Origin of the sequence: Candidatus Methylopumilus turicensis (assembly GCF_000953015.1) — a bacterium.
Taxonomy (GTDB): domain Bacteria; phylum Pseudomonadota; class Gammaproteobacteria; order Burkholderiales; family Methylophilaceae; genus Methylopumilus_A; species Methylopumilus_A turicensis.
Genome location: NZ_LN794158.1, coordinates 176,784 through 196,356, shown reverse-complemented (window position 1 = coordinate 196,356; position 19,573 = coordinate 176,784). Strand labels below are relative to the sequence as shown.

The following is a 19,573-nucleotide window of genomic DNA, read 5'->3' as shown; positions in this document are numbered from 1 at the left end:
CTTATTTACGCATTGCTTTTTCTGAAGGCGTCATCGCTTCGATGTAAGCAGGGCGAGAGAAAATACGCTCAGCATATTTTAATAAAGGTGCAGCTTGTTTAGGCAGCTCAATACCATAATGACCAAGACGCCATAACAACGGAGCAATCGCCACATCTAACATTGAGAAGTCATCACCCAAAATATACTCTTGCTTGCTGAACAAAGGTACGATTTGCGTTAGATTGTCACGAATCGTGTTCCGCGCTTTGTCTGCTGCCTTCTGGTTGTCTGATTCGAGATCTTTAATATGGTCAAATAACTGCTCTTCAAAATTGTGAAGGAACAAACGTGCGCGTGCGCGCATAACGGGATCAGCGGGCATCAACTGTGGATGTGGAAAGCGCTCATCAATGTACTCATTGATGATATTTGCTTGCTCTAACACCAGGTCACGCTCAACTAACACTGGCACAGTATTGTGTGGATTAATGACAGCCAGGTCTTCTGGCTTGTTTGCCAAATCGACATCAATGACTTGAAAGTCCATGCCCTTTTCGAACAAGACAATACGGCAACGATGGCTATATGGATCGGTAGTACCTGAATAAAGTGTCATCATAATTTTGGTTCCTCGCTTACAAAAGCAAAACGGGAAGCCAACCGAATAGCTGGCTTCCCGCTAAGTTGTTATTTTAGTGTATATCTTTCCAGAACTCTTTTTTCAAATAATAGCTTAGTACAAACATTAAACCCAAAAAGGCCAACACCAATAATCCAAGATGTTTGTCACGCTCTTTGTAAGGTTCTGCCATAAAAACTAAATAATTCACAAGATCTGCAATCGTTTGATCGTATTCAGCTGGTGTCTGAATGCCTGGCTTATTCAACACAAGACGATGCGTTTCTGTTTTTGCATCAACCTTTAATACCTGCTCACCCTGCAATGTCCAAAGTACATGTGGCATAGCGACTTTCTCATACACAAGATTGTTCCAACCAGTCGGCCTTGTATCATCACGGTAAAAACTGCGTAAGTAGCTGTAAATCCAATCAGCACCTCGAGCACGCGCCTCAACCGACAAGTCCGGTGGGGTTACGCCAAACCAAGATTTAGCTTCAGTTTTTTGCATGGCAACAGTCATTGTGTCGCCCACTTTGTCACCAGCAAACATCAAATTCGATTTAATTTGCGCATCAGTTAAGCCAATATCTTGAAGACGGTTGTAGCGCATATAAGCTGCGCTATGACAATTTAAACAGTAATTAACAAACGTTTTTGCTCCACGCTGCAAGGAAGCTTGATTGTTTGGATCGATTGGAGCGTGATCCAACTTTACACCTTCGTTTGCTGCTGCTAAAAAAGGCACCAACAAAGCGAGCACTAATAAAATTTTAGTCTTCATTATCCTGTTACCCTTTCTGGTACTGGCTTGGTCTTATCTCTCTTGGTATACCAAGGCATTAAAGCAAAGAATGAAAAGTAAACCACACTAAATATCCTAGCTACCACAGTCGCTCGATCAGCGCCGCCCAAGAGAGGGATGTTGGCTGAGAATTGACCCCAAACATTCGACGGTTCAGTACCCAAATATCCTAAGATCAGGAAGCTCACTACAAATGCTGCAAGCCATTTTTTGTATAAATTACCGCGATAGCGAATTGATTTAACTGGACTACGATCCAACCAAGGTAAAAATGCGAAGCTCACTACTGACAATCCCATCGCTGCCACACCAGGGAATTGCGAGTTCAAGATCGGCGGCACTGCACGCAAAATAGAATAGTAAGGCGTAAAATACCAAACGGGTGCAATGTGCGCTGGCGTTTTCAAGGGATCCGCTGGAATGAAGTTATTGGCCTCTAAAAAGTAACCACCCATTTCAGGCGCAAAGAAAATGATTGCTGTAAACACAATTAAGAATACTGAAACACCCATCAAATCCTTGACTGTGTAGTAAGGGTGGAACGGAATACCATCAAGAGGGATATGTGTTTTTGGATCTTTATTCTTCTTAATTTCAACACCATCAGGATTGTTTGACCCAACTTCGTGCAGTGCAATTAAATGCGCCATTACTAAGCCCAATAAAACAAGCGGCAAGGCAATTACATGAAATGCAAAGAATCGGTTGAGCGTTGCATCAGAGACCGTATAGTCACCACGCAACCATAGTGAAATGTCTGGACCAATAAACGGAATTGAAGTGAACAAGTTAATAATCACTTGTGCGCCCCAATAGGACATTTGGCCCCAAGGCAATAGGTAACCAAAAAACGCTTCTCCCATTAGCACTAGAAATATACCAACCCCAAATAACCAAATCAGTTCACGCGGTGTTTTATAAGACCCGTACATTAATCCACGGAACATATGCAGGTAAACAACCACAAAGAACATTGAAGCGCCGGTGGAGTGCATATAACGGATTAAACGCCCCCAAGAGACATCACGCATGATGTACTCAACTGAAGCAAATGCTAACGATGCTTCTGGTTTGTAATTCATGGTTAGAAAGATACCAGTGAGGATTTGTATCACCAAAATTAACGTGGCTAATGCACCGAAAAAGTACCAAAAATTAAAGTTTTTAGGTGCGTAATACTCGGTGATATGCGCTTTGACCGTTGAACTGAGCGGGAATCGAGCGTCAATCCAACCTACTAGATTCTTAGAATCTTGTTGCGTGCTGTTTGCCATTATGCAACTCCCTTATCGTCTGCACCAATGAGCAAAACTGCATCGCTGATGTATTTATGCGGTGGAACAACCAGATTAATTGGCGCTGGAGAACCATTAAATACTCGGCCAGCCAAGTCAAATCGAGAGCCGTGACATGGGCAGAAAAAACCACCAACCCAATCCGCACCCATATCACCACCTGTTTGAAGCTTCGGCGATGGTGAACAACCCAAGTGCGTACAAATCCCAACAAGGACCATGATGTTTGGCTTAATCGAGCGAGCAGGATTTATACAATAGTCAGGTTGCTGGCTGGTTACAGCCAATTTCGGATCGGATAGCTTATCATCATGCTTTGCAAGTCCATCAAGCATCGCCTGGCTGCGATTAACAATCCATACAGGCTTGCCACGCCACTCAACAGTAATCATTGAACCAGATTCAATCTTGCTGATGTCTGCCTCTACAGGCGCACCAGCTGCCTTCGCACGCTCGCTAGGCAGCATGCTAGTAACGAAAGGCACAGCAACAGCCGCGGCTGCAACACCACCAGCAACCGAGGTTGCCGCAATCAGAAACTTACGCTTACTTTGGTCTACTTCTTGATTCGCCATTACATGTCCTTAATTTCTAAACTACATCGACATACTATTAAAATTTAACCATCTATTTTACAGGTTTCATCTCAAAACTTAAACCCTTGAAGCCTTTAATTTATGGCATACCCATCAAAATCATTGATTACTAATGCCGGTCGATCAAACTGGATTATCAATATCAATAAACTCATGACTTAAGCCAAAGTGATGGGAAAGATGCTCACCTAGTGCCCTAACCCCGTAACGCTCGGTCGCATGATGGCCAGCCGCAATGTATGCAACGCCTGACTCACGAGCAAGGTGAACCGTTTGCTCTGAAATCTCACCACTGATATATACATCGACACCAAGCGCAATAGCTTCATCAAAGTAACCTTGAGCTGCACCTGTGCACCAAGCGATACTTTGAACCGATCGATTTAGATCCCCAATCACCAATGGGGCTCTTTGTAATTGTGAATGAACAAATGTTGAAAAATCACTTAGCGTTTGAGGTACCACTAAACTTCCACTTGCAACTAGACTTTCATTCCCAAAATTGGTTTCAGCGCTTAATCCCAACACCCTTGCCAACTGGGCATTGTTACCGAGTTCTGGATGCGCATCCAAAGGTAGATGAAAAGCCAACAAGCTTATTTCATTATCCAATAGAAACTTAATACGTTTACGCTTTACACCCACCATACAAGGCGCTTCATTTTTCCAAAAGTAGCCATGATGCACCAATACAGCATCCGCACCGGCATCTCTCGCTGCCTCAAGAAAAGCCAAACTCGCACTAACGCCGCTTGCAATCTTATTCACCTCCAATCGCCCTTCAACCTGAAGCCCGTTAGGACAATAGTCTTTGAACTGGTCCACCTGCAAAATTTGTCGGGTATAATTTACGAGTTGTTTTAGTTCCATTTTAATCCGCAGTCATTGAGTTAGTTTTTAAACGGGTATATTGAATGAAGAAGCTTTGGCTCATTTTCGCACAAACCGTCACCGCAACCCTTGCTGTTGTGTTCGTGATACAAATTTTTTATCCAACAATACTGCCCTCAAGCTATGAGTCTGTTGAAAGTCACATTTCTAAAAATTTCGAGTCGGCGGCTAATACCGGCTCTTTCAGTGTCGCAGCTAAAAAAGCGATGCCCTCTGTGGTTAATATTTTCACCAGCAAAAAAAATGAGATTAATCCTCATCAACAATTTTTGGATGACCCAGTATTCAAACATTTCTTTGGTGATCAAATGGATGAAACTCCTCAACATGACACTAGTCTGGGCTCTGGCGTAATCGTCAATGAGAACGGCCTCATTCTGACCAACCATCATGTTATTGAAGCGGCAGATGAAATTGAAGTCGCATTAGAAGATGGTCGCTCGGTAAGAGCGCATGTTGTTGGCGTGGACCCAGAGACTGATTTAGCAGTGCTCAAAATTGACGTCAACCATCTTCCTGCCATTACTTTTGCTGACCCTAAAAAAAATAAAGTGGGAGATGTCGTCCTTGCTATTGGTAACCCATTTGGGGTTGGTCAAACTGTTACTCAGGGCATTATTAGCGCGCTTGGGCGCAACCATTTAGGCATCAGCACCTTTGAAAGCTTTATTCAAACTGATGCATCCATTAATCCAGGTAACTCTGGTGGCGCACTGATTGATACAGAAGGCAACTTAGTGGGGGTCAATAGTGCTATTTATTCTCGAAATGGGGGATCCATGGGAATTGGATTCGCAATTCCAGTAAGTATTGCGAAACAGGTCATGGAGCAAATCATTCGTCAAGGAAGCGTAACGCGCGGCTGGATTGGGATCGAGGCGCAAGACTTAACCTTGGCCCTTGCTGACTCTTTTAAGCTTAAAAGCACCAATGGCGCATTGATTGCAGGGGTGATTAAAGGGGGTCCTGCCGAGCAAGCCGGTATTAAGGCTGGGGATGTACTTCTTGAAATTAACGGCCTTAGGGTTGCGGATGGCACCAGCATGCTGGGGATTATTTCAGAATTAGAGCCTAATAAAGCAGCCACATTAAAGGTCGCTCGCAATCAGAAAGAAATGCTTATTACAGTGATGATCGGTCGAAGACCTAAGCTGATGATAAATTAATGGGACAGCCTCAACCATCCAATTGATTACCATCTCCTCTTGGCTGGATAAATTTGGCAACAAAAACACCAGCTTCATACAAAAGCCAGAGTGGAATCGCTAGCATAATTTGTGAAATAACATCGGGAGGAGTGAGGATGGCACCGACAATAAATGCGCCGACAATCACGTAAGATCGTGCCTCTTTTAGCATTTCAATCTTAACGAGATTAAACTTTACTAGCACCACCACAGCAATCGGCACTTCAAAAGCGAGGCCAAATGAAACAAACATGGTGGTTACAAAATCTAGGTAATTACCAATATCCGTCATGACCGCTACACCCTTTGGAGCTGATGCCGTAATGAATCCAAATAAAACCGGAAATACCGCAAAATAAGCAAAAGCCATCCCAGCTAAAAATAACAACGTACTGACCACAATTAAAGGGCCAATAAAGCGACGTTCGTGAGCATAAAGACCCGGCGCAACAAATGCCCAAGCTTGATAAAGGGTGTATGGCAATGAAACTACTATCGCAACAAGTGTCGCCACCTTCATCGGCACTAAAAATGGAGTAGTCACCGCCGTTGCAATCATATGGGTACCAACAGGCATGTGACTTAATAATGGTTGTGCCAACCACGTATAAAGCAGATTTGAAAATGGCAGAAAAGCAATCACGCAAACCACCAACCCCAACACGATCTTCAGTAAGCGATTACGTAGCTCAAGTAAATGAGAAATGAATGTCTCCGTCATACTCATTCGATTTTGGGGGGGATAATAGATTGGGGGGTGATTGCTGCTTTTTGGTCTTGTAATGGAAGCTCGCTTTGAGCTGGAGATGCATCTGAGGCAGTTGGCGCCAGAATACTATTCTCGAGTTCTCTAGATTGCGCCTGAATTTCTTGCTGCAATTTTTTGAGATCTTCAAATTGCATTTCACGCTCAACTTCAGATTTGACGTTGGCCACATAACGTTGCATGCGTCCAAGCAATGCGCCAGCTGTTCGCGCTACTTTAGGGAGCCTCTCCGGGCCGATGACAATCATGGCAACAACAGCAATGAGCACCAGCTCTGAAAACCCGACATCAAACATAAATCAGTGCTTCGATTTATCAATCACTTCAGCATCAATTGTTTCCACTTTGCGACCTTCTTCAGGCGTCGTATCGCCCTTCATCGCGTCTTTAAAGTTCTTGATAGCGCCACCCAAGTCCCCGCCCATATTACGAAGTCTTTTAGTGCCAAAAACAACAAGTGCAATCACCAAGATAACGATTAATTCTTTAAACATGAGATAACTCCTAATTAAGTCTTGGGTAAAGTTGTTCCACCACCAAATACATGAACATGAATATGAAACACTTCTTGTCCACCTTCACGGCCTGTATTAATCATGGTTCGAAAACCTTTTAAGCCTTGATCTGCAGCCAGTTTTGGCGCTAGCAAAAGCATTTTACCTAACAAAGCCTGATGAGATTGATCTGTAGAGGCAAGGCTATCAATATGTAGTTTAGGTACAATCAAAAAATGAACTGGCGCAATTGGATGAATGTCATGAAAAACGATCACGTCCTCATCTTCAAAAATCTTTTTTGAAGGAATTTCACCTCTCGTAATTTTGCAAAAAATACAATCTGCGCTCATGTTGATCTCTAATCTCGCTGGTTCTAATCTTTAGGACGTGAGGCTTTTTCAGCGATGCCAGACAAACCCTCACGACGTGCCAATTCATCTAAAATATCCTGCGCATTGAGCCCAGCTTGCGCCAACATCACCATGGTATGAAACCACAAATCAGCTGTCTCATAAATTAAGTCTTCTTTACTGCCATCTTTTGCAGCAATAATAGTTTCAGCAGCTTCTTCACCGACTTTTTTAAGGATGCTATTCATCCCTTTGCTATACAGTTTTGCCACATAAGATGTTTGCGGATCAGCGCCTTTTCGCGCTTCTAAAGCCTCTGTTAAGCGCTGAATAATGTCATTCATGTTTATAAATTTCCTCTGGATTTTTAATCACAGGTTTGTCTGTCGTCCATTCACCATTTTCTAGTTTTTGGAAAAAACAGTCATGTCTCCCAGTATGACAAGCAATGCCACCAACCTGTTCAACAGTCATCAAAATAACATCGGCATCACAATCCAAACGTAACGCATGCACTTTTTGCACATGACCAGACTCTTCGCCCTTGTGCCAAAGCTTGCCACGCGAACGTGACCAATACACGGCATGCCCTGTTTCCATCGTCAACTGTAAAGCTTCTCGGTTCATGAAAGCAAACATCAATACTTGATTGGTACCCAGCTCTTGGGCGATGACTGGCACCAGTCCGTCAGTCCAACTTATTTTATCCAACCAGCTCACAGCCGTACCTCTATACCGTGGGCACGCATGTATTCCTTAGCTTCACGCACAGTGTATTCTCCATAGTGAAAAATACTCGCCGCAAGCACAGCATCGGCGCCGCCTAATTTCACACCATCCACTAAATGCTGCAAATTACCAACCCCACCAGAAGCAATAATAGGCACATCGACTGCGTCGCTAATGGCTTTATTCAAACCAAGATTAAATCCTATTTTGGTGCCGTCTCTATCCATACTCGTTACGAGCAATTCACCTGCTCCGAGACTCACCATTTTTCGCGCCCACTCAACGGCATCCAGGCCTGTTTCTTTACGTCCGCCATGGGTAAAAACTTCCCATCTCGGCTGCCCTAAAGCATCGACGCCAACCTGTTTAGCATCAATAGCCACCACGATACATTGTGACCCATAACGATCGGCAGCATCTGCAACCAACTGCGGATTTACAACAGCGGAGGTATTAATGCTCACTTTATCAGCACCCGCATTCAGCAAGCGACGGACATCTTCAACCTCACGAACACCGCCACCTACCGTTAATGGGATAAATACTTGTGAAGCCACTTCTTCAATAATGTGCAGAATCAATCCGCGATTATCTGAGCTGGCAGTGATATCAAGGAAAGTTAACTCGTCTGCGCCCTGCTCATCATAACGGCGCGCGATTTCTACTGGATCACCTGCATCACGCAGTTCAAGAAAATTGACACCCTTCACGACGCGACCATCAGTCACGTCAAGACATGGAATGATGCGTTTTGCTAGCATTAACCGTTCAACTCATTGGCAAGTGCTTGTGCCGCTTCAAAATTCAACGTGCCTTCATAGATTGCACGGCCTGTAATCGCACCCATAATACCTTCACTTTCAACCGCACAAAGCTTACGCACATCATCTAAATCGGTAATGCCACCGCTCGCAATCACTGGAATATTGAGCGCTTGTGCCAAGGCAACTGTTGCCTCGATGTTGACACCACTTAGCATCCCGTCACGACCGATATCGGTATAAACAATCGCTTCAACACCGTAGTCTTCAAACTTCTTAGCTAGATCAATCACGTCATGACCAGTTAATTTAGACCAGCCATCTACAGCCACTTTGCCATCTTTTGCATCTAAACCCACCATGATTTGACCGGGGAATGCGTAGCATGCCTCATGTAAGAAACCTGGATTTTTAACAGCGGCCGTGCCAATAATCACATAATCAATCCCATTATCGAGATAACGCTCGATGGTTTCCAAATCACGAATACCACCGCCCAATTGAATTGGAATTTCACCACGACAAGCTTCAACAATGGCTTTAATGGCACCTTCATTTACTGGCTTACCAGCAAACGCGCCATTCAAATCAACAAGATGCAGGCGCTTACCGCCTTGATCTACCCAATGACGGGCCATTGCACCAGGATCTTCAGAAAACACCGTCGCGTCTTCCATCAAACCTTGTTTCAAACGAACACAGTGACCGTCTTTTAAATCGATAGCAGGAATAATTAACATAATATAAAGGCTGTTTTTACAAATAAAAGTGAATAAAGGGATTAAGACTTGCCGTTCCACTGAACAAAGTTGGATAACAACTGTAATCCAGCGTGCTGACTTTTCTCTGGGTGAAATTGCACTGCAAAAATATTGTTGTGAGCGATAGCGCCTGTGAATGCTTTAGGATACTCAGTCACGCCCGCCACTAAACTTTCATCATCTGGCTGGACATAATAACTATGCACGTAATAAAAACGCTCACCATCCGGAATATCTTTCCACATCGGGTGATCTTGCTTTTGATAAACCTGATTCCATCCCATGTGCGGAACTTTGAGTTTACTGCCTTCTGCATCATACATAGCATCGCTAGCAAAGCGTTTTACCTTACCAGCTAAAATCCCTAAGCCATTTGCATCGCCTTCTTCAGAGTGCTGAAACAAAAGCTGTAAGCCTATACAAATACCGAGGAATGGTTTGCTAGCTGCTGATTGCACAATCGCATCACGCAAACCTCTAGACTCAAGTTCGCGCATACAATCAGGCATGGCACCTTGCCCAGGAAACACAACGCGCTCTGCATCCAAAATTTCCTTAGCGCTACTTGTCACCGCAACGTTTTTATTGGGTGCAACATGCTCCAAAGCTTTTGAAACTGAGCGTAAATTGCCCATGCCATAATCTACTACTGCGATATCAATCATCATACTTTTCTGAAAATTTCGTCATCCACTATTTAAGTTTGGATGACCAAAGTGTTGAGTAATTAACACTCAGACTTATAAACTTCCCTTGGTAGAAGGCATGATGCCTGCCATACGAGGATCTAGTTCGGCAGCCATACGAAGCGCACGGCCAAATGCCTTAAAGATTGTTTCTGATTGATGATGTGCATTATCACCACGCAAGTTGTCAATATGCAAAGTCACTAAAGCATGGTTAACAAAACCTTGGAAAAATTCGTGGATAAGATCCACATCAAAATCACCGATGCGTGCCCGTTTAAATTCAACACCAAATTCCAAACCAGGACGACCTGACAAATCAAGAACAACCCGGGACAGCGCTTCGTCAAGAGGCACATATGAATGGCCGTAGCGTCGCACACCTTTTTTATCGCCAATTGCTTTTGCAAAGGCTTGGCCAAGGGTAATGCCAACATCTTCTACAGTGTGATGCGCATCAATATGCAAATCACCTTTCGCTTCAACTTTGATATCCATCATGCCGTGTCTGGCAATCTGGTCAATCATGTGATCAAGAAAACCTAGCCCACTCGCCAATTGAGAGGCCCCAGTGCCATCAAGATTAATTGAAACAACAATTTGGGTTTCTAGAGTATTACGGCTTACTTCAGCTTTACGCATGAGAGTATGTTTTCTTTCTTAATTTAAAAAAAAACCGCCGCAAAACATCATTATTTGTTTTGCAGCGGTCTAGTATGGTCGTTTAATACCTTTTTTATTTAGCCAACTTAATATTAGCTAAATAAACCTTTCAACCAACCGAACAAACCACCTGATTTGCCACCGTGTGCAATTGCTGTGATTTCTGCAGCAGAAGCAGCAGGATCAGCAGCACCGTAAATTGCAGCACCAGCAACAATGATTGTTGCGCCAGCATCACGTACTTGAGCAGCTGTAGAAGCTTTAACGCCACCAGCAACAGAGATCTCAACGCCTAATTTCAAACCAGCCACTAATGCCAAATCTGCAAATGGTGTTTGACCTGCAGCTTGTTGATCTAAACCAGTATGCACACCAATAATATGCGCACCAAGTTTAGCAACTTGTTCTGTTAATGCCTTTTTGTCAGCAACGTTGATCAAGTCAACTTGTGCTTTTTTGCCGTACTTGTTAGCTACATCGATTACACCTTTTACAGTGCCAATATCTGAAGTGCCCAAAACTGTACAGATGTCTGCACCAGCTTTGTAAAACGGCTCAGCTTCGTAAAAACCAGCATCCGCTGTTTTTAAGTCAACTAAGATTTTGTTGTTTGGGAATTTAGCACGAAGTGTTTCAAGCAATTTGATACCGTTATGCTTAATGCATGGTGTGCCAATTTCAAGAATATCAACATGTGGAGCAACTTTTGTAGCCAATGCTACTGTTGCGTCAAAATCCAATGAGTCTAAAGCCATTTGTGTTAATGCCATGTTACTTCCTCCGCTTAATTACACGTTTACGATTTAACTACCGCGTAATGATACATTTTTTTATGAACTTAATGGTAAATAGATACTGATTTACCAAAAATGACTTTATATAACGATTTCTCTATTTGGTCAAAACTGTTTACGATTTAATCATGCTTTCTAAGGCAGATGTCAGCGCTTGACACTCAAGATCTGTACCAATAGTGATGCGCAAAAACTGATTAATTCGTGCTGGCTTTTTGAAATGACGAACAATGATTTTTTGTTCCCTTAACAATCCAGATAAATGGGCTGCATCATGATTTGGGTGTCGCGCAAAAATGAAATTGGCCCCTGAAGGCAGGACTTCAAAACCTAGGCGCTGCATCGCTTCTACAACTACCCTGCGAGTTTCAATCACGCGCTGACAACAATTTTCAAAATAGGCCTGGTCTTCCATTGCCGCAATTGCCCCAGCTTGGGCAAAACGATCAAGCGGATAGGAGTTAAAACTGTCTTTAACTCGGTGAAGCGCATCAATGAGGTCTGGATGGCCGACGGCATAACCAACCCGCAACCCAGCAAGCGAACGACCCTTTGATAGGGTGTGAGTTACTAATAATTGTGGGTATTGGTTCACCAGCCTAACTGCTGATTCACCACCAAAATCCACATAAGCTTCATCGATCACCACGACAGAATCTGTGTTGTGTTTCAACAACCGCTCAATGTCTGCAAGGGCAACTAAACGCCCAGTAGGCGCATTAGGGTTTGGGAAAATAATTCCACCATTTGCCTTAGAGTAATCGTCGACTTTGATTTCGAATGTGTCGTTTAGCGGCACTGTTTCAAATTCAATTTCGTACAGTCCGCAGTAAACAGGATAAAAACTGTAAGTAATATCCGGAAATAAAACAGGCTTATCATGCTTAAGCAATGCGTTAAAAACATGTGCCAACACTTCATCAGAGCCATTTCCAACAAACACTTGATTGCTATTTAATCCATGATATTTAGCAACCGCTTGTTTAAGCGCATCAGAATTTGGATCTGGATAAAGACGCAAGGTATCAGCAGCTTCTTTCTGCAAAGCAGCAATCACCTTTGGACTTGGCCCATAAGGGTTCTCATTAGTATTTAACTTAATGAGATTGTTGATTTTAGGCTGTTCGCCTGGCACGTAGGGTGTCAGCGAGTGAACAAGCTTGCTCCAGTATTGGCTCATTTTTTTAGTCTATATTCCGCAGATTGGGCGTGCGCTTGCAGCCCTTCGCCATAAGCCAAAGTCGCGGCAACTTTACCCAATGTTTGTGCGCCCGCTGACGAAACAAAGATTAGGCTTGAGCGTTTTTGGAAGTCATAAACACCTAATGGCGATGAAAAACGTGCAGTCCGTGAAGTTGGCAGCACATGATTCGGGCCTGCGCAATAATCGCCAAGTGCCTCGCAAGTATCACGACCCATAAAAATAGCACCCGCATGTTTGATTTTTTTGCTGAATGCGAGCGGGTCTTCAAGCGACAGCTCTAAATGCTCAGGCGCAATGTAGTTACTGATTTCAGCGGCCTCATCCAAATCGCGCACTTGAATTAAAGCGCCACGATCTGTCAATGAAGTAGAGATGATGTCTTGACGTGGCATGGTTTTCACTAGCGTTTGAATGCTGGCATACACTTGATCCAAGAAAGCAGCATCTGGACTGAGCAAGATAGCTTGTGCCAACTCATCATGCTCCGCCTGGCTGAACAAATCCATCGCTACCCAATCAGGATTGGTTTTGCCATCACAAATCACTAAAATCTCGGAAGGTCCAGCGACCATATCAATACCAACAAAACCAAATACACGGCGCTTTGCAGCAGCCACATAAGCATTGCCTGGGCCTACGATTTTATCGACTTGTGGCACCGTTTCAGTTCCGTAAGCCATCGCGCCAACGCCTTGCGCACCGCCAATACAGAACACACGGTCAACACCAGCAATCGCTGCAGCAGCTAAGACCAATTGGTTTTTCTCGCCATGAGGCGTTGGCACTACCATAATCAACTCTTCAACACCCGCCACTTTAGCTGGAATCGCATTCATCAAGACGGAAGATGGATAAGCAGCTTTGCCTCCCGGCACGTAAAGGCCTACACGGTCTAAAGCAGTGACTTGCTGACCTAAAATTGTGCCATCCGCTTCAGTGTATTGCCACGAAGCCATCAATTGCTTTTCATGGTAAGAACGAACACGATCAGCCGCAGCTTTTAAAGCATCACGCTGTTCGGCTGGTAAGCCATTTAATGCAGCTAAAAGCTCAGCTTGAGGAATTTCCAATTGCGTCAAAGAAGTCGCATTGGTTTTATCAAAGCGGTTGGTGTACTCCAAGACCGCAGCATCGCCACGCTTTTTCACGTCTTTGAGAATATTCGCAACCACCTCATCAACACTGTCGTCTTGTGCAGTTTCAAATGCGAGCAATGCTTTTAATTTGCTATCAAAATCAGCATCTGTACTGGAAAAACGTCTAAGTTTAATTTCTGCACTCATAGTCAATTGAACCTGTTTCTAATATCTATTTTAAATAATTACTTACCGATAGCGCCGATAAAAGCATCCATCATAGGCTGTAATTTAGCGCGATTGAGCTTGAAGGAAGCTTGATTAACCACCAAGCGTGAACTGACCTCCCCCACCTCTTCAACCGCTTTGAGATTGTTCGCACGCAGGGTGCTCCCTGTGCTGACCAAATCCACAATCACATCAGCCAAGCCCACTAAAGGGCCAAGCTCCATTGAACCGTAAAGCTTAATTAAATCTACGTGCATGCCTTTAGCAGCAAAATGTTCACGCGCCGTTTTAACATATTTAGTGACGACTTTAAGACGCGCACCGCTTCGAATAGAAGCAAAATAATCAAAATCTTCACGCACCGCGACCATCATTTTGCATTTTGCGATTTGCAAGTCAATCGGCTGATAAAGACCTTCTCCGCCATGCTCATCTAGGACGTCTTTACCTGCAATGCCCAAATCGGCAGCGCCATATTGCACATAGGTTGGCACATCGGAAGCACGCACAATAATCAAACGCACATCATCGCGATTCGTTGGCAAAATCAACTTACGTGAGGCTTCAGGATCTTCAAGCGCATGGATACCTGCCGCCGCCAATAATGGTGTGGTTTCTTGGAAGATTCTGCCTTTTGAAAGTGCAATGGTAATCATGTTGTCATTAGTTTTCGTTATTTAAGAAACGCGCTTCACATTTGCACCAAGCGCATTAAATTTCTCTTCAAGATTTTCGTATCCACGATCTAAATGATAAATACGTTCAATCACGGTTTGCCCCTGGGCAACTAGGCCAGCCAACACCAAACTTGCTGAGGCACGTAAATCTGTCGCCATGACGGTCGCACCTTCTAACTGGGCAACGCCTTTTACTAAAGCCGTATTGCCATCAATATCAATATTTGCACCTAAGCGCTGCATTTCTTGAACATGCATAAAGCGGTTTTCAAAAATCGTTTCTGTGACTTTTGAAACGCCTTCAGCCACCGTGTTAAGCGCCATAAACTGGGCTTGCATATCCGTTGGAAAAGCAGGATGCGGTGCGGTACGAATATTCACAGCTTTAAGCTTGCCATCACTTTTAACGGTAATGGTATTCTGGTCACAAATCACTTCAGCACCAGCTTCACGCAGCTTCTCAATCACCGCATCCAGTAAGTTTTCTTTGACATTAAGAAGCTTCACTTCTCCGCCTGTCATTGCTGCTGCGACCATGTAAGTGCCCGCTTCGATACGATCACACACTACCTGATGAGTCGCACCATGCAATTTTTCAACACCTTCAATCGTAATCACATCGGTACCAGCACCTTTAATTTTAGCGCCCATTTTAATCAAGCACTCTGCCATATCAACAACTTCAGGCTCTTTAGCCGCATTTTCTAAAACCGTGGTGCCGTTAGCGAGTGCAGCAGCCATCATCAAATTTTCAGTCCCAGTGACTGTGACCAAATCCATGTAATAACGTGCACCTTGCAGGCGTTTATTTGGCAAATGCTCTGTTGTTGCTTCGATGTAACCATGCTCGATATGGATTTTAGCGCCCATGGCTTGTAAGCCTTTGATATGCAAATCCACCGGACGAGAGCCAATTGCACAGCCACCTGGCAATGAAACACGCGCCTTACCAAAGCGAGCCAACAATGGGCCTAACACCAAGATAGAAGCTCGCATGGTTTTCACCATTTCATAGGGGGCTTCAAGGCTTTGAATATGACGCGCGTCCAAATCTACTTTGTCCGCTTGGCGGTTCACCTTAACGCCCATATGCTCAAGCAAATGAATTGTGGTGCCTACATCTTTGAGCTTAGGAACGCTAGACAACTTCAACGTATCTTCCGCTAATAATGCCGCACACAAGATTGGCAATGCTGCATTTTTAGCGCCTGAAACGGTGACTTCACCATTAAGACGAGCACCACCCTGAATAAGGAGTTTGTCCAATTAAGCAGCCACTTCCGCTAATAGTTTTTGTAATTCACCTTGTTCATACATACTGCGCATAATGTCTGAACCACCAACGAACTCACCATTGATATAAAGTTGAGGAATCGTTGGCCAGTTTGCGTAAACCTTAATCCCATCACGAATTGCTGGATCAGCTAACACGTCCACCGCCACTAAATTCTGCACACCACATGCTTGTAAAATTTGAATCGCTAAACCAGAAAAACCACATTGTGGAAATTTAGGACTGCCCTTCATGTAAAGCACAACAGGGTTGCTAGTTACTTGACTCTTAATTGCTGCTTGAACATCCATACTTAACTCCTAATAAAAATTCTTTTTTAAGCCCGCTTACCATTAGCCTGCCAGGCATCGGGTGTAAAAGTGCGCATTGAAAGCGCATGTATTTCTGAGCGCATTCTATCGCCCAGCGCTTGATAAACTAATTGATGCTGTTGCACCATATTCTTACCTACAAAAGCCGCACTCACAATAATGGCTTCAAAATGCTGCCCATCATCCCCAAGCACTGCGACATGCTCGCATATAAGGCCATTCGTAATATAGGTTTTTAACTCATCCGCACTTAACATCTTAACCCCGTAATTTATATCCAGCTTTTAACATGCCAATTGTCACCAATGATAGGACAACAAAGCTCCCCACAACAACACTCAAACTAAACCAAGCTGAGATGTCGCCTTGCCCAAAGAAGCCATATCTAAAACCATCAATCATGTAAAAAAATGGGTTTAAATGCGAAACTTGTTGCCAAAATGGCGGCAGCGAATGAATCGAATAAAACACGCCTGACAAGAATGACAGTGGCATGATGACAAAGTTTTGGAAAGCGGCCATTTGATCGAATTTTTCAGCCCATAAGCCTGCAATAATCCCAAATGCCCCTAACATACCGCTACCAAATAACGCGAACGCCAAAATAAACCATGGGTGCACCAATGGCAAATCAATAAAGCAAATTGCCACTAAATAAATACTCAAACCAACGACCAATCCTCTAATAATGGACGCCGCTAAAAACGCCAAAAAGAATTCCAAATAACTTAATGGTGTCAGTAGCACAAAAATAATGCTCCCCATTACTTTTGATTGAATAAGGCTTGATGAGCTATTTGCAAAGGCATTCTGCAAAACAGACATCATCATTAAGCCAGGAATCAAGAATGCGGTATAAGCCACGCCGGGGTATACCTCAACACGCTCACCCAGCACATGCGAAAAAATTAACAAATACAAGAGCGCCGTCATGACGGGTGCTGCTACCGTTTGGAAACTGACGCGCCAAAAACGAAGCATCTCTTTTTTGAATAATGTCCAAGGACCACGAAAACGCTGGCTAATTAAACTCATGCCCGCCCCATTAAATCAACAAACACGTCTTCCAAATCTGGCTCAATCAACTGCATATCTTCCACCGCCACATTGGCACTTCTTAATTCAGCCAAAACATATTCCACTTGATTAATCGCATTGAGTGATAGCGTGTAGTCTTGCGTTTCTTGATGACGCACCATGCCAATTAAAGAGGGTGGCAATTCACTCGCCAATTTGAGGCGTAATTTTTTACCTGGCATGCTCGCCAATAAGTTTTTTGTGCTATCGAGGGCAATCACTTCGCCCTGTTTTAGCAGAGCAACACGCGAACATAAGGCTTCAGCTTCTTCCAAATAATGCGTGGTGAGAATAATGGTATGACCTTCGCGATTCAATCGCTTAATAAATTCCCATAACATATAGCGCAACTCAACGTCTACGCCAGCAGTTGGCTCATCCAGCACAATCACAGGCGGCTTATGCACCAAAGCTTGCGCAATAAGTGCACGACGTTTCATGCCGCCAGATAAGCGGCGCATGTTTGTATTCACTTTATCCGTGAGCCCCAAAGACTCAATCACTTCGTCTATCCATGGGTCGTTTTCAGGGCCTTTACCGAAATAACCGGCTTGAAAACGCAACATTTCACGCACATTAAAAAATGGGTCAAACACCAACTCTTGAGGCACAACTCCCAACGCGTGGCGTGCTTGGCGATATTGCGCCATCACGTCATTCCCCATCACTGAAAGATTGCCACTGGAAGGACGCAACAAACCAGCCAGCAAGTTAATCAGCGTTGATTTACCTGCCCCATTAGGGCCTAGTAAAGCAAAAAACTCCCCCTGCTCAATGGTCAAGTCAACACCTCTTAGTGCATGCAATGCACCAAACTGCTTGTGTACTTGCTCGATTTTAATAGCGGGCGTCATGGATTCCTAGGGCCGATAAATTGCCCATTTTTTAATTTAATTACTAATTTGAGGGGATTAAATCAGTGACGCCATAAAGCGCTAGCAAACTTAATAGATTTTTAGGGAAATTTGAAAATCGCAAGTCGCACTTTTTATCCTGTGCCTGGCGAAGCCATTCAAACATCAAGCTTATGCTTGCTGTATCAACGTGACTGACCTTTGAAAAATCAATCAATAGAGACCCCGACATCGGCATCGTATTACCTTCAACCAATAGCGCCTGTGTTTGAGCGATAGTGATATCGCCATCGATATCCCAGCGGCTATCTGATTTATTGATTTGGGCCAATTAATTTCTCAGTGTATTTTATCAAAATGAATTATTTTTTTGCGGCGGCATTACTTTTGTTTTTGTCGACAAGCTTTTGAATCAGGCCATCCATACCACCCTGACGTATTTCACTGCTGAACTGGCCGCGATAGTTCGTCACTAAGCTCACACCTTCAATGGTAATGTCATAAACTTTCCATGCATCACCAACTTGTTCAACACTGTAGTCCACGCCAAGTGGTTGACCGCCAGGTTGTAAAATAAGTGTTTTAATCACAACTTGCTTATCATCAGCGGCTTCGCGAAGCGGTTTGTATTCAATCGTTTGATTTCGATATTTTGACAATGCCGAGGCATAGGTTCTAATTAATAAACTACGAAATTCACGCTCAAATGCTTCTTGTTGCTCTTTAGTTGCTTTACTGAAATTTTTACCCAATACCAGCTTACAAACATGGTCAAAATTAAAGTTAGGTACAATTTTCTCTTCAGCCAATGCAAAAACCTTCGCTTGGTCACCGTTCTGGATGTCTTTATCTTTTTTGACGATGCTTAATACTTCATCTGCCACTGACTTTACAAAAACATCGGCTGGAACAATGGCTTGGGCTATAGCTGAATAAGCAATCATTATCAAACCAACGTAAATAGTCATTACATATTTCATATTATTCTGCCGCCTTTGTTGTTTCAGAAGATTTGTTATCTGAAGCCTTGTTATATAAGAACTGACTAATCATTTTTTCTAAAACCACTGCATCTTGCGTATATGAGATTTTGTCGCCATCTTTAAGGACCACTTCATCGCCACCAGCTTCTAAACCAACATACTGCTCACCAAGCAAACCGGCAGTGTATATGTTCGCAAACGTATCCACAGGGAATGGATAACGTTTATCTAACTTAATGGTCACTTTGGCTTCATAGTCTTTGCTATCAAACACAATGCCATCTACGCGGCCGATAACAACACCAGCGCTTTTCACCGGCGCATGTGGTTTCAAACCACCAATATTTTCAAATGCTGCAGTCACCGTATAAGTTTCACCAACATTACTTGATGTCAGATTACCGACTTTGAGCGCTAGACCAAATATGGCAGCTAAGCCTAAGGCGACAAACACTCCCACCCATAAATCTATTGTTGTGCGTTCCAT

28 protein-coding genes are annotated in these 19,573 nt (G+C 43.7%); 1 reads left to right on the top strand and 27 read right to left on the bottom strand.

Features of this window, described 5'->3' with window-relative positions:
* Position 1 precedes the first annotated feature (1 nt).
* From BN1209_RS01075 to BN1209_RS01055, 5 genes are all read right to left on the bottom strand, one after another.
* Positions 2 to 601: a glutathione S-transferase N-terminal domain-containing protein gene (locus BN1209_RS01075; RefSeq protein WP_045750572.1), complete on the bottom strand. Its 600-nt coding sequence runs from the start codon at positions 599 to 601 to the stop codon at positions 2 to 4.
* 73 nt (positions 602 to 674) lie between these two features.
* The gene (locus tag BN1209_RS01070) at positions 675 to 1,385 is read right to left on the bottom strand and encodes a cytochrome c1 (protein WP_045750571.1); all 711 of its coding nucleotides are present in this window, start codon (positions 1,383 to 1,385) and stop codon (positions 675 to 677) included.
* Positions 1,385 to 2,680 carry a cytochrome b gene (locus tag BN1209_RS01065; RefSeq protein WP_045750570.1) on the bottom strand — a complete coding sequence of 432 codons (1,296 nt, stop codon included), beginning with the start codon at positions 2,678 to 2,680 and terminating at the stop codon, positions 1,385 to 1,387. The genes BN1209_RS01070 and BN1209_RS01065 overlap by 1 nt, the downstream gene beginning before the upstream one ends.
* Positions 2,680 to 3,276, bottom strand: coding sequence for a ubiquinol-cytochrome c reductase iron-sulfur subunit (gene petA / locus BN1209_RS01060; protein WP_045750569.1), 597 nt, complete (start codon positions 3,274 to 3,276; stop codon positions 2,680 to 2,682). Before petA ends, BN1209_RS01065 begins: the two co-directional genes overlap by 1 nt.
* A gap of 144 nt (positions 3,277 to 3,420) precedes the next feature.
* Complete coding sequence (locus BN1209_RS01055) at positions 3,421 to 4,167, bottom strand: Nif3-like dinuclear metal center hexameric protein (RefSeq protein WP_045750568.1); 747 nt, start codon at positions 4,165 to 4,167, stop codon at positions 3,421 to 3,423.
* A 44-nt stretch (positions 4,168 to 4,211) separates the two neighbouring features.
* On the opposite strand from BN1209_RS01055, the gene BN1209_RS01050 reads away from it, so the two are divergent.
* The gene (locus tag BN1209_RS01050) at positions 4,212 to 5,354 is read left to right on the top strand and encodes a trypsin-like peptidase domain-containing protein (protein ID WP_045750567.1); all 1,143 of its coding nucleotides are present in this window, start codon (positions 4,212 to 4,214) and stop codon (positions 5,352 to 5,354) included.
* A 10-nt stretch (positions 5,355 to 5,364) separates the two neighbouring features.
* Here the strand turns inward: BN1209_RS01050 and tatC are convergent, their stop codons facing one another.
* The 22 genes from tatC to mlaD all read right to left on the bottom strand — a co-directional run bounded on the left by tatC (position 5,365) and on the right by mlaD (position 19,573).
* On the bottom strand, positions 5,365 to 6,102 hold the full coding sequence (gene tatC / locus BN1209_RS01045) for a twin-arginine translocase subunit TatC (protein WP_045750566.1): 738 nt from the start codon (positions 6,100 to 6,102) through the stop codon (positions 5,365 to 5,367).
* Positions 6,099 to 6,437 carry a Sec-independent protein translocase protein TatB gene (gene tatB, locus BN1209_RS01040; protein ID WP_082048357.1) on the bottom strand — a complete coding sequence of 113 codons (339 nt, stop codon included), beginning with the start codon at positions 6,435 to 6,437 and terminating at the stop codon, positions 6,099 to 6,101. The genes tatC and tatB overlap by 4 nt, the downstream gene beginning before the upstream one ends.
* A 3-nt stretch (positions 6,438 to 6,440) precedes the next feature.
* Positions 6,441 to 6,635 (bottom strand): Sec-independent protein translocase subunit TatA, encoded by a 195-nt coding sequence (locus BN1209_RS01035; RefSeq protein WP_045750565.1) that lies wholly within the window; start codon positions 6,633 to 6,635, stop codon positions 6,441 to 6,443.
* Positions 6,636 to 6,649: 14 nt separating this feature from the next.
* Positions 6,650 to 6,988 carry a histidine triad nucleotide-binding protein gene (locus BN1209_RS01030; RefSeq protein WP_045750564.1) on the bottom strand — a complete coding sequence of 113 codons (339 nt, stop codon included), beginning with the start codon at positions 6,986 to 6,988 and terminating at the stop codon, positions 6,650 to 6,652.
* A gap of 23 nt (positions 6,989 to 7,011) precedes the next feature.
* A complete protein-coding gene (locus tag BN1209_RS01025) occupies positions 7,012 to 7,332 on the bottom strand; it encodes a phosphoribosyl-ATP diphosphatase (protein ID WP_045750563.1) in 321 nt (106 codons plus the stop codon).
* Positions 7,325 to 7,708: a phosphoribosyl-AMP cyclohydrolase gene (hisI, locus tag BN1209_RS01020; RefSeq protein ID WP_045750562.1), complete on the bottom strand. Its 384-nt coding sequence runs from the start codon at positions 7,706 to 7,708 to the stop codon at positions 7,325 to 7,327. The genes BN1209_RS01025 and hisI overlap by 8 nt, the downstream gene beginning before the upstream one ends.
* Positions 7,705 to 8,478 (bottom strand): imidazole glycerol phosphate synthase subunit HisF, encoded by a 774-nt coding sequence (gene hisF, locus BN1209_RS01015; RefSeq protein ID WP_045750561.1) that lies wholly within the window; start codon positions 8,476 to 8,478, stop codon positions 7,705 to 7,707. The genes hisI and hisF overlap by 4 nt, the downstream gene beginning before the upstream one ends.
* Positions 8,478 to 9,218, bottom strand: coding sequence for a 1-(5-phosphoribosyl)-5-[(5-phosphoribosylamino)methylideneamino]imidazole-4-carboxamide isomerase (gene hisA, locus BN1209_RS01010; protein WP_045750560.1), 741 nt, complete (start codon positions 9,216 to 9,218; stop codon positions 8,478 to 8,480). Before hisA ends, hisF begins: the two co-directional genes overlap by 1 nt.
* Positions 9,219 to 9,259: 41 nt before the next feature.
* On the bottom strand, positions 9,260 to 9,904 hold the full coding sequence (gene hisH, locus BN1209_RS01005) for an imidazole glycerol phosphate synthase subunit HisH (RefSeq protein WP_045751879.1): 645 nt from the start codon (positions 9,902 to 9,904) through the stop codon (positions 9,260 to 9,262).
* A gap of 75 nt (positions 9,905 to 9,979) precedes the next feature.
* The gene (hisB, locus tag BN1209_RS01000) at positions 9,980 to 10,567 is read right to left on the bottom strand and encodes an imidazoleglycerol-phosphate dehydratase HisB (RefSeq protein ID WP_045750559.1); all 588 of its coding nucleotides are present in this window, start codon (positions 10,565 to 10,567) and stop codon (positions 9,980 to 9,982) included.
* A gap of 113 nt (positions 10,568 to 10,680) precedes the next feature.
* A complete protein-coding gene (gene hxlA / locus BN1209_RS00995) occupies positions 10,681 to 11,358 on the bottom strand; it encodes a 3-hexulose-6-phosphate synthase (protein WP_045750558.1) in 678 nt (225 codons plus the stop codon).
* Positions 11,359 to 11,497: 139 nt separating this feature from the next.
* A complete protein-coding gene (gene hisC, locus BN1209_RS00990) occupies positions 11,498 to 12,562 on the bottom strand; it encodes a histidinol-phosphate transaminase (RefSeq protein WP_045750557.1) in 1,065 nt (354 codons plus the stop codon).
* Complete coding sequence (hisD, locus tag BN1209_RS00985) at positions 12,559 to 13,857, bottom strand: histidinol dehydrogenase (protein ID WP_045751878.1); 1,299 nt, start codon at positions 13,855 to 13,857, stop codon at positions 12,559 to 12,561. The genes hisC and hisD overlap by 4 nt, the downstream gene beginning before the upstream one ends.
* A 50-nt stretch (positions 13,858 to 13,907) precedes the next feature.
* Positions 13,908 to 14,546, bottom strand: a complete 639-nt coding sequence (gene hisG / locus BN1209_RS00980; RefSeq protein ID WP_045750556.1) for an ATP phosphoribosyltransferase — start codon at positions 14,544 to 14,546, stop codon at positions 13,908 to 13,910.
* Positions 14,547 to 14,567: 21 nt separating this feature from the next.
* Complete coding sequence (gene murA, locus BN1209_RS00975) at positions 14,568 to 15,833, bottom strand: UDP-N-acetylglucosamine 1-carboxyvinyltransferase (protein WP_045750555.1); 1,266 nt, start codon at positions 15,831 to 15,833, stop codon at positions 14,568 to 14,570.
* Positions 15,834 to 16,151 (bottom strand): Grx4 family monothiol glutaredoxin, encoded by a 318-nt coding sequence (gene grxD / locus BN1209_RS00970; protein WP_045750554.1) that lies wholly within the window; start codon positions 16,149 to 16,151, stop codon positions 15,834 to 15,836.
* 26 nt (positions 16,152 to 16,177) lie between these two features.
* On the bottom strand, positions 16,178 to 16,429 hold the full coding sequence (locus BN1209_RS00965; protein WP_045750553.1) for a BolA family protein: 252 nt from the start codon (positions 16,427 to 16,429) through the stop codon (positions 16,178 to 16,180).
* Position 16,430: 1 nt separating this feature from the next.
* Positions 16,431 to 17,207, bottom strand: a complete 777-nt coding sequence (locus BN1209_RS00960) for an ABC transporter permease (protein ID WP_045750552.1) — start codon at positions 17,205 to 17,207, stop codon at positions 16,431 to 16,433.
* Positions 17,204 to 18,103, bottom strand: coding sequence for an ABC transporter ATP-binding protein (locus BN1209_RS00955; protein ID WP_045750551.1), 900 nt, complete (start codon positions 18,101 to 18,103; stop codon positions 17,204 to 17,206). Before BN1209_RS00955 ends, BN1209_RS00960 begins: the two co-directional genes overlap by 4 nt.
* A gap of 43 nt (positions 18,104 to 18,146) precedes the next feature.
* Positions 18,147 to 18,434 (bottom strand): STAS domain-containing protein, encoded by a 288-nt coding sequence (locus BN1209_RS00950; RefSeq protein WP_045750550.1) that lies wholly within the window; start codon positions 18,432 to 18,434, stop codon positions 18,147 to 18,149.
* A gap of 31 nt (positions 18,435 to 18,465) precedes the next feature.
* Entirely contained in the window at positions 18,466 to 19,083 is a 618-nt protein-coding gene (locus BN1209_RS00945; protein ID WP_045750549.1) for an MlaC/ttg2D family ABC transporter substrate-binding protein, read from the bottom strand.
* Position 19,084: 1 nt separating this feature from the next.
* The gene (mlaD, locus tag BN1209_RS00940; protein WP_045750548.1) at positions 19,085 to 19,573 is read right to left on the bottom strand and encodes an outer membrane lipid asymmetry maintenance protein MlaD; all 489 of its coding nucleotides are present in this window, start codon (positions 19,571 to 19,573) and stop codon (positions 19,085 to 19,087) included.

What these genes read in the sequence shown, in the direction of transcription:
- BN1209_RS01075 (WP_045750572.1), bottom strand. Translation starts at nt 601, where the DNA reads ATGATGACACTTTATTCAGGTACTACCGATCCATATAGCCATCGTTGC.
- BN1209_RS01070 (WP_045750571.1), bottom strand. Translation starts at nt 1,385, where the DNA reads ATGAAGACTAAAATTTTATTAGTGCTCGCTTTGTTGGTGCCTTTTTTA.
- BN1209_RS01065 (WP_045750570.1), bottom strand. Translation starts at nt 2,680, where the DNA reads ATGGCAAACAGCACGCAACAAGATTCTAAGAATCTAGTAGGTTGGATT.
- petA (WP_045750569.1), bottom strand. Translation starts at nt 3,276, where the DNA reads ATGGCGAATCAAGAAGTAGACCAAAGTAAGCGTAAGTTTCTGATTGCG.
- BN1209_RS01055 (WP_045750568.1), bottom strand. Translation starts at nt 4,167, where the DNA reads ATGGAACTAAAACAACTCGTAAATTATACCCGACAAATTTTGCAGGTG.
- BN1209_RS01050 (WP_045750567.1), top strand. Translation starts at nt 4,212, where the DNA reads ATGAAGAAGCTTTGGCTCATTTTCGCACAAACCGTCACCGCAACCCTT.
- tatC (WP_045750566.1), bottom strand. Translation starts at nt 6,102, where the DNA reads ATGAGTATGACGGAGACATTCATTTCTCATTTACTTGAGCTACGTAAT.
- tatB (WP_082048357.1), bottom strand. Translation starts at nt 6,437, where the DNA reads ATGTTTGATGTCGGGTTTTCAGAGCTGGTGCTCATTGCTGTTGTTGCC.
- BN1209_RS01035 (WP_045750565.1), bottom strand. Translation starts at nt 6,635, where the DNA reads ATGTTTAAAGAATTAATCGTTATCTTGGTGATTGCACTTGTTGTTTTT.
- BN1209_RS01030 (WP_045750564.1), bottom strand. Translation starts at nt 6,988, where the DNA reads ATGAGCGCAGATTGTATTTTTTGCAAAATTACGAGAGGTGAAATTCCT.
- BN1209_RS01025 (WP_045750563.1), bottom strand. Translation starts at nt 7,332, where the DNA reads ATGAATGACATTATTCAGCGCTTAACAGAGGCTTTAGAAGCGCGAAAA.
- hisF (WP_045750561.1), bottom strand. Translation starts at nt 8,478, where the DNA reads ATGCTAGCAAAACGCATCATTCCATGTCTTGACGTGACTGATGGTCGC.
- hisA (WP_045750560.1), bottom strand. Translation starts at nt 9,218, where the DNA reads ATGTTAATTATTCCTGCTATCGATTTAAAAGACGGTCACTGTGTTCGT.
- hisH (WP_045751879.1), bottom strand. Translation starts at nt 9,904, where the DNA reads ATGATTGATATCGCAGTAGTAGATTATGGCATGGGCAATTTACGCTCA.
- hisB (WP_045750559.1), bottom strand. Translation starts at nt 10,567, where the DNA reads ATGCGTAAAGCTGAAGTAAGCCGTAATACTCTAGAAACCCAAATTGTT.
- hxlA (WP_045750558.1), bottom strand. Translation starts at nt 11,358, where the DNA reads ATGGCATTAACACAAATGGCTTTAGACTCATTGGATTTTGACGCAACA.
- hisC (WP_045750557.1), bottom strand. Translation starts at nt 12,562, where the DNA reads ATGAGCCAATACTGGAGCAAGCTTGTTCACTCGCTGACACCCTACGTG.
- hisG (WP_045750556.1), bottom strand. Translation starts at nt 14,546, where the DNA reads ATGATTACCATTGCACTTTCAAAAGGCAGAATCTTCCAAGAAACCACA.
- grxD (WP_045750554.1), bottom strand. Translation starts at nt 16,151, where the DNA reads ATGGATGTTCAAGCAGCAATTAAGAGTCAAGTAACTAGCAACCCTGTT.
- BN1209_RS00965 (WP_045750553.1), bottom strand. Translation starts at nt 16,429, where the DNA reads ATGTTAAGTGCGGATGAGTTAAAAACCTATATTACGAATGGCCTTATA.
- BN1209_RS00960 (WP_045750552.1), bottom strand. Translation starts at nt 17,207, where the DNA reads ATGAGTTTAATTAGCCAGCGTTTTCGTGGTCCTTGGACATTATTCAAA.
- BN1209_RS00955 (WP_045750551.1), bottom strand. Translation starts at nt 18,103, where the DNA reads ATGACGCCCGCTATTAAAATCGAGCAAGTACACAAGCAGTTTGGTGCA.
- BN1209_RS00945 (WP_045750549.1), bottom strand. Translation starts at nt 19,083, where the DNA reads ATGAAATATGTAATGACTATTTACGTTGGTTTGATAATGATTGCTTAT.
- mlaD (WP_045750548.1), bottom strand. Translation starts at nt 19,573, where the DNA reads ATGGAACGCACAACAATAGATTTATGGGTGGGAGTGTTTGTCGCCTTA.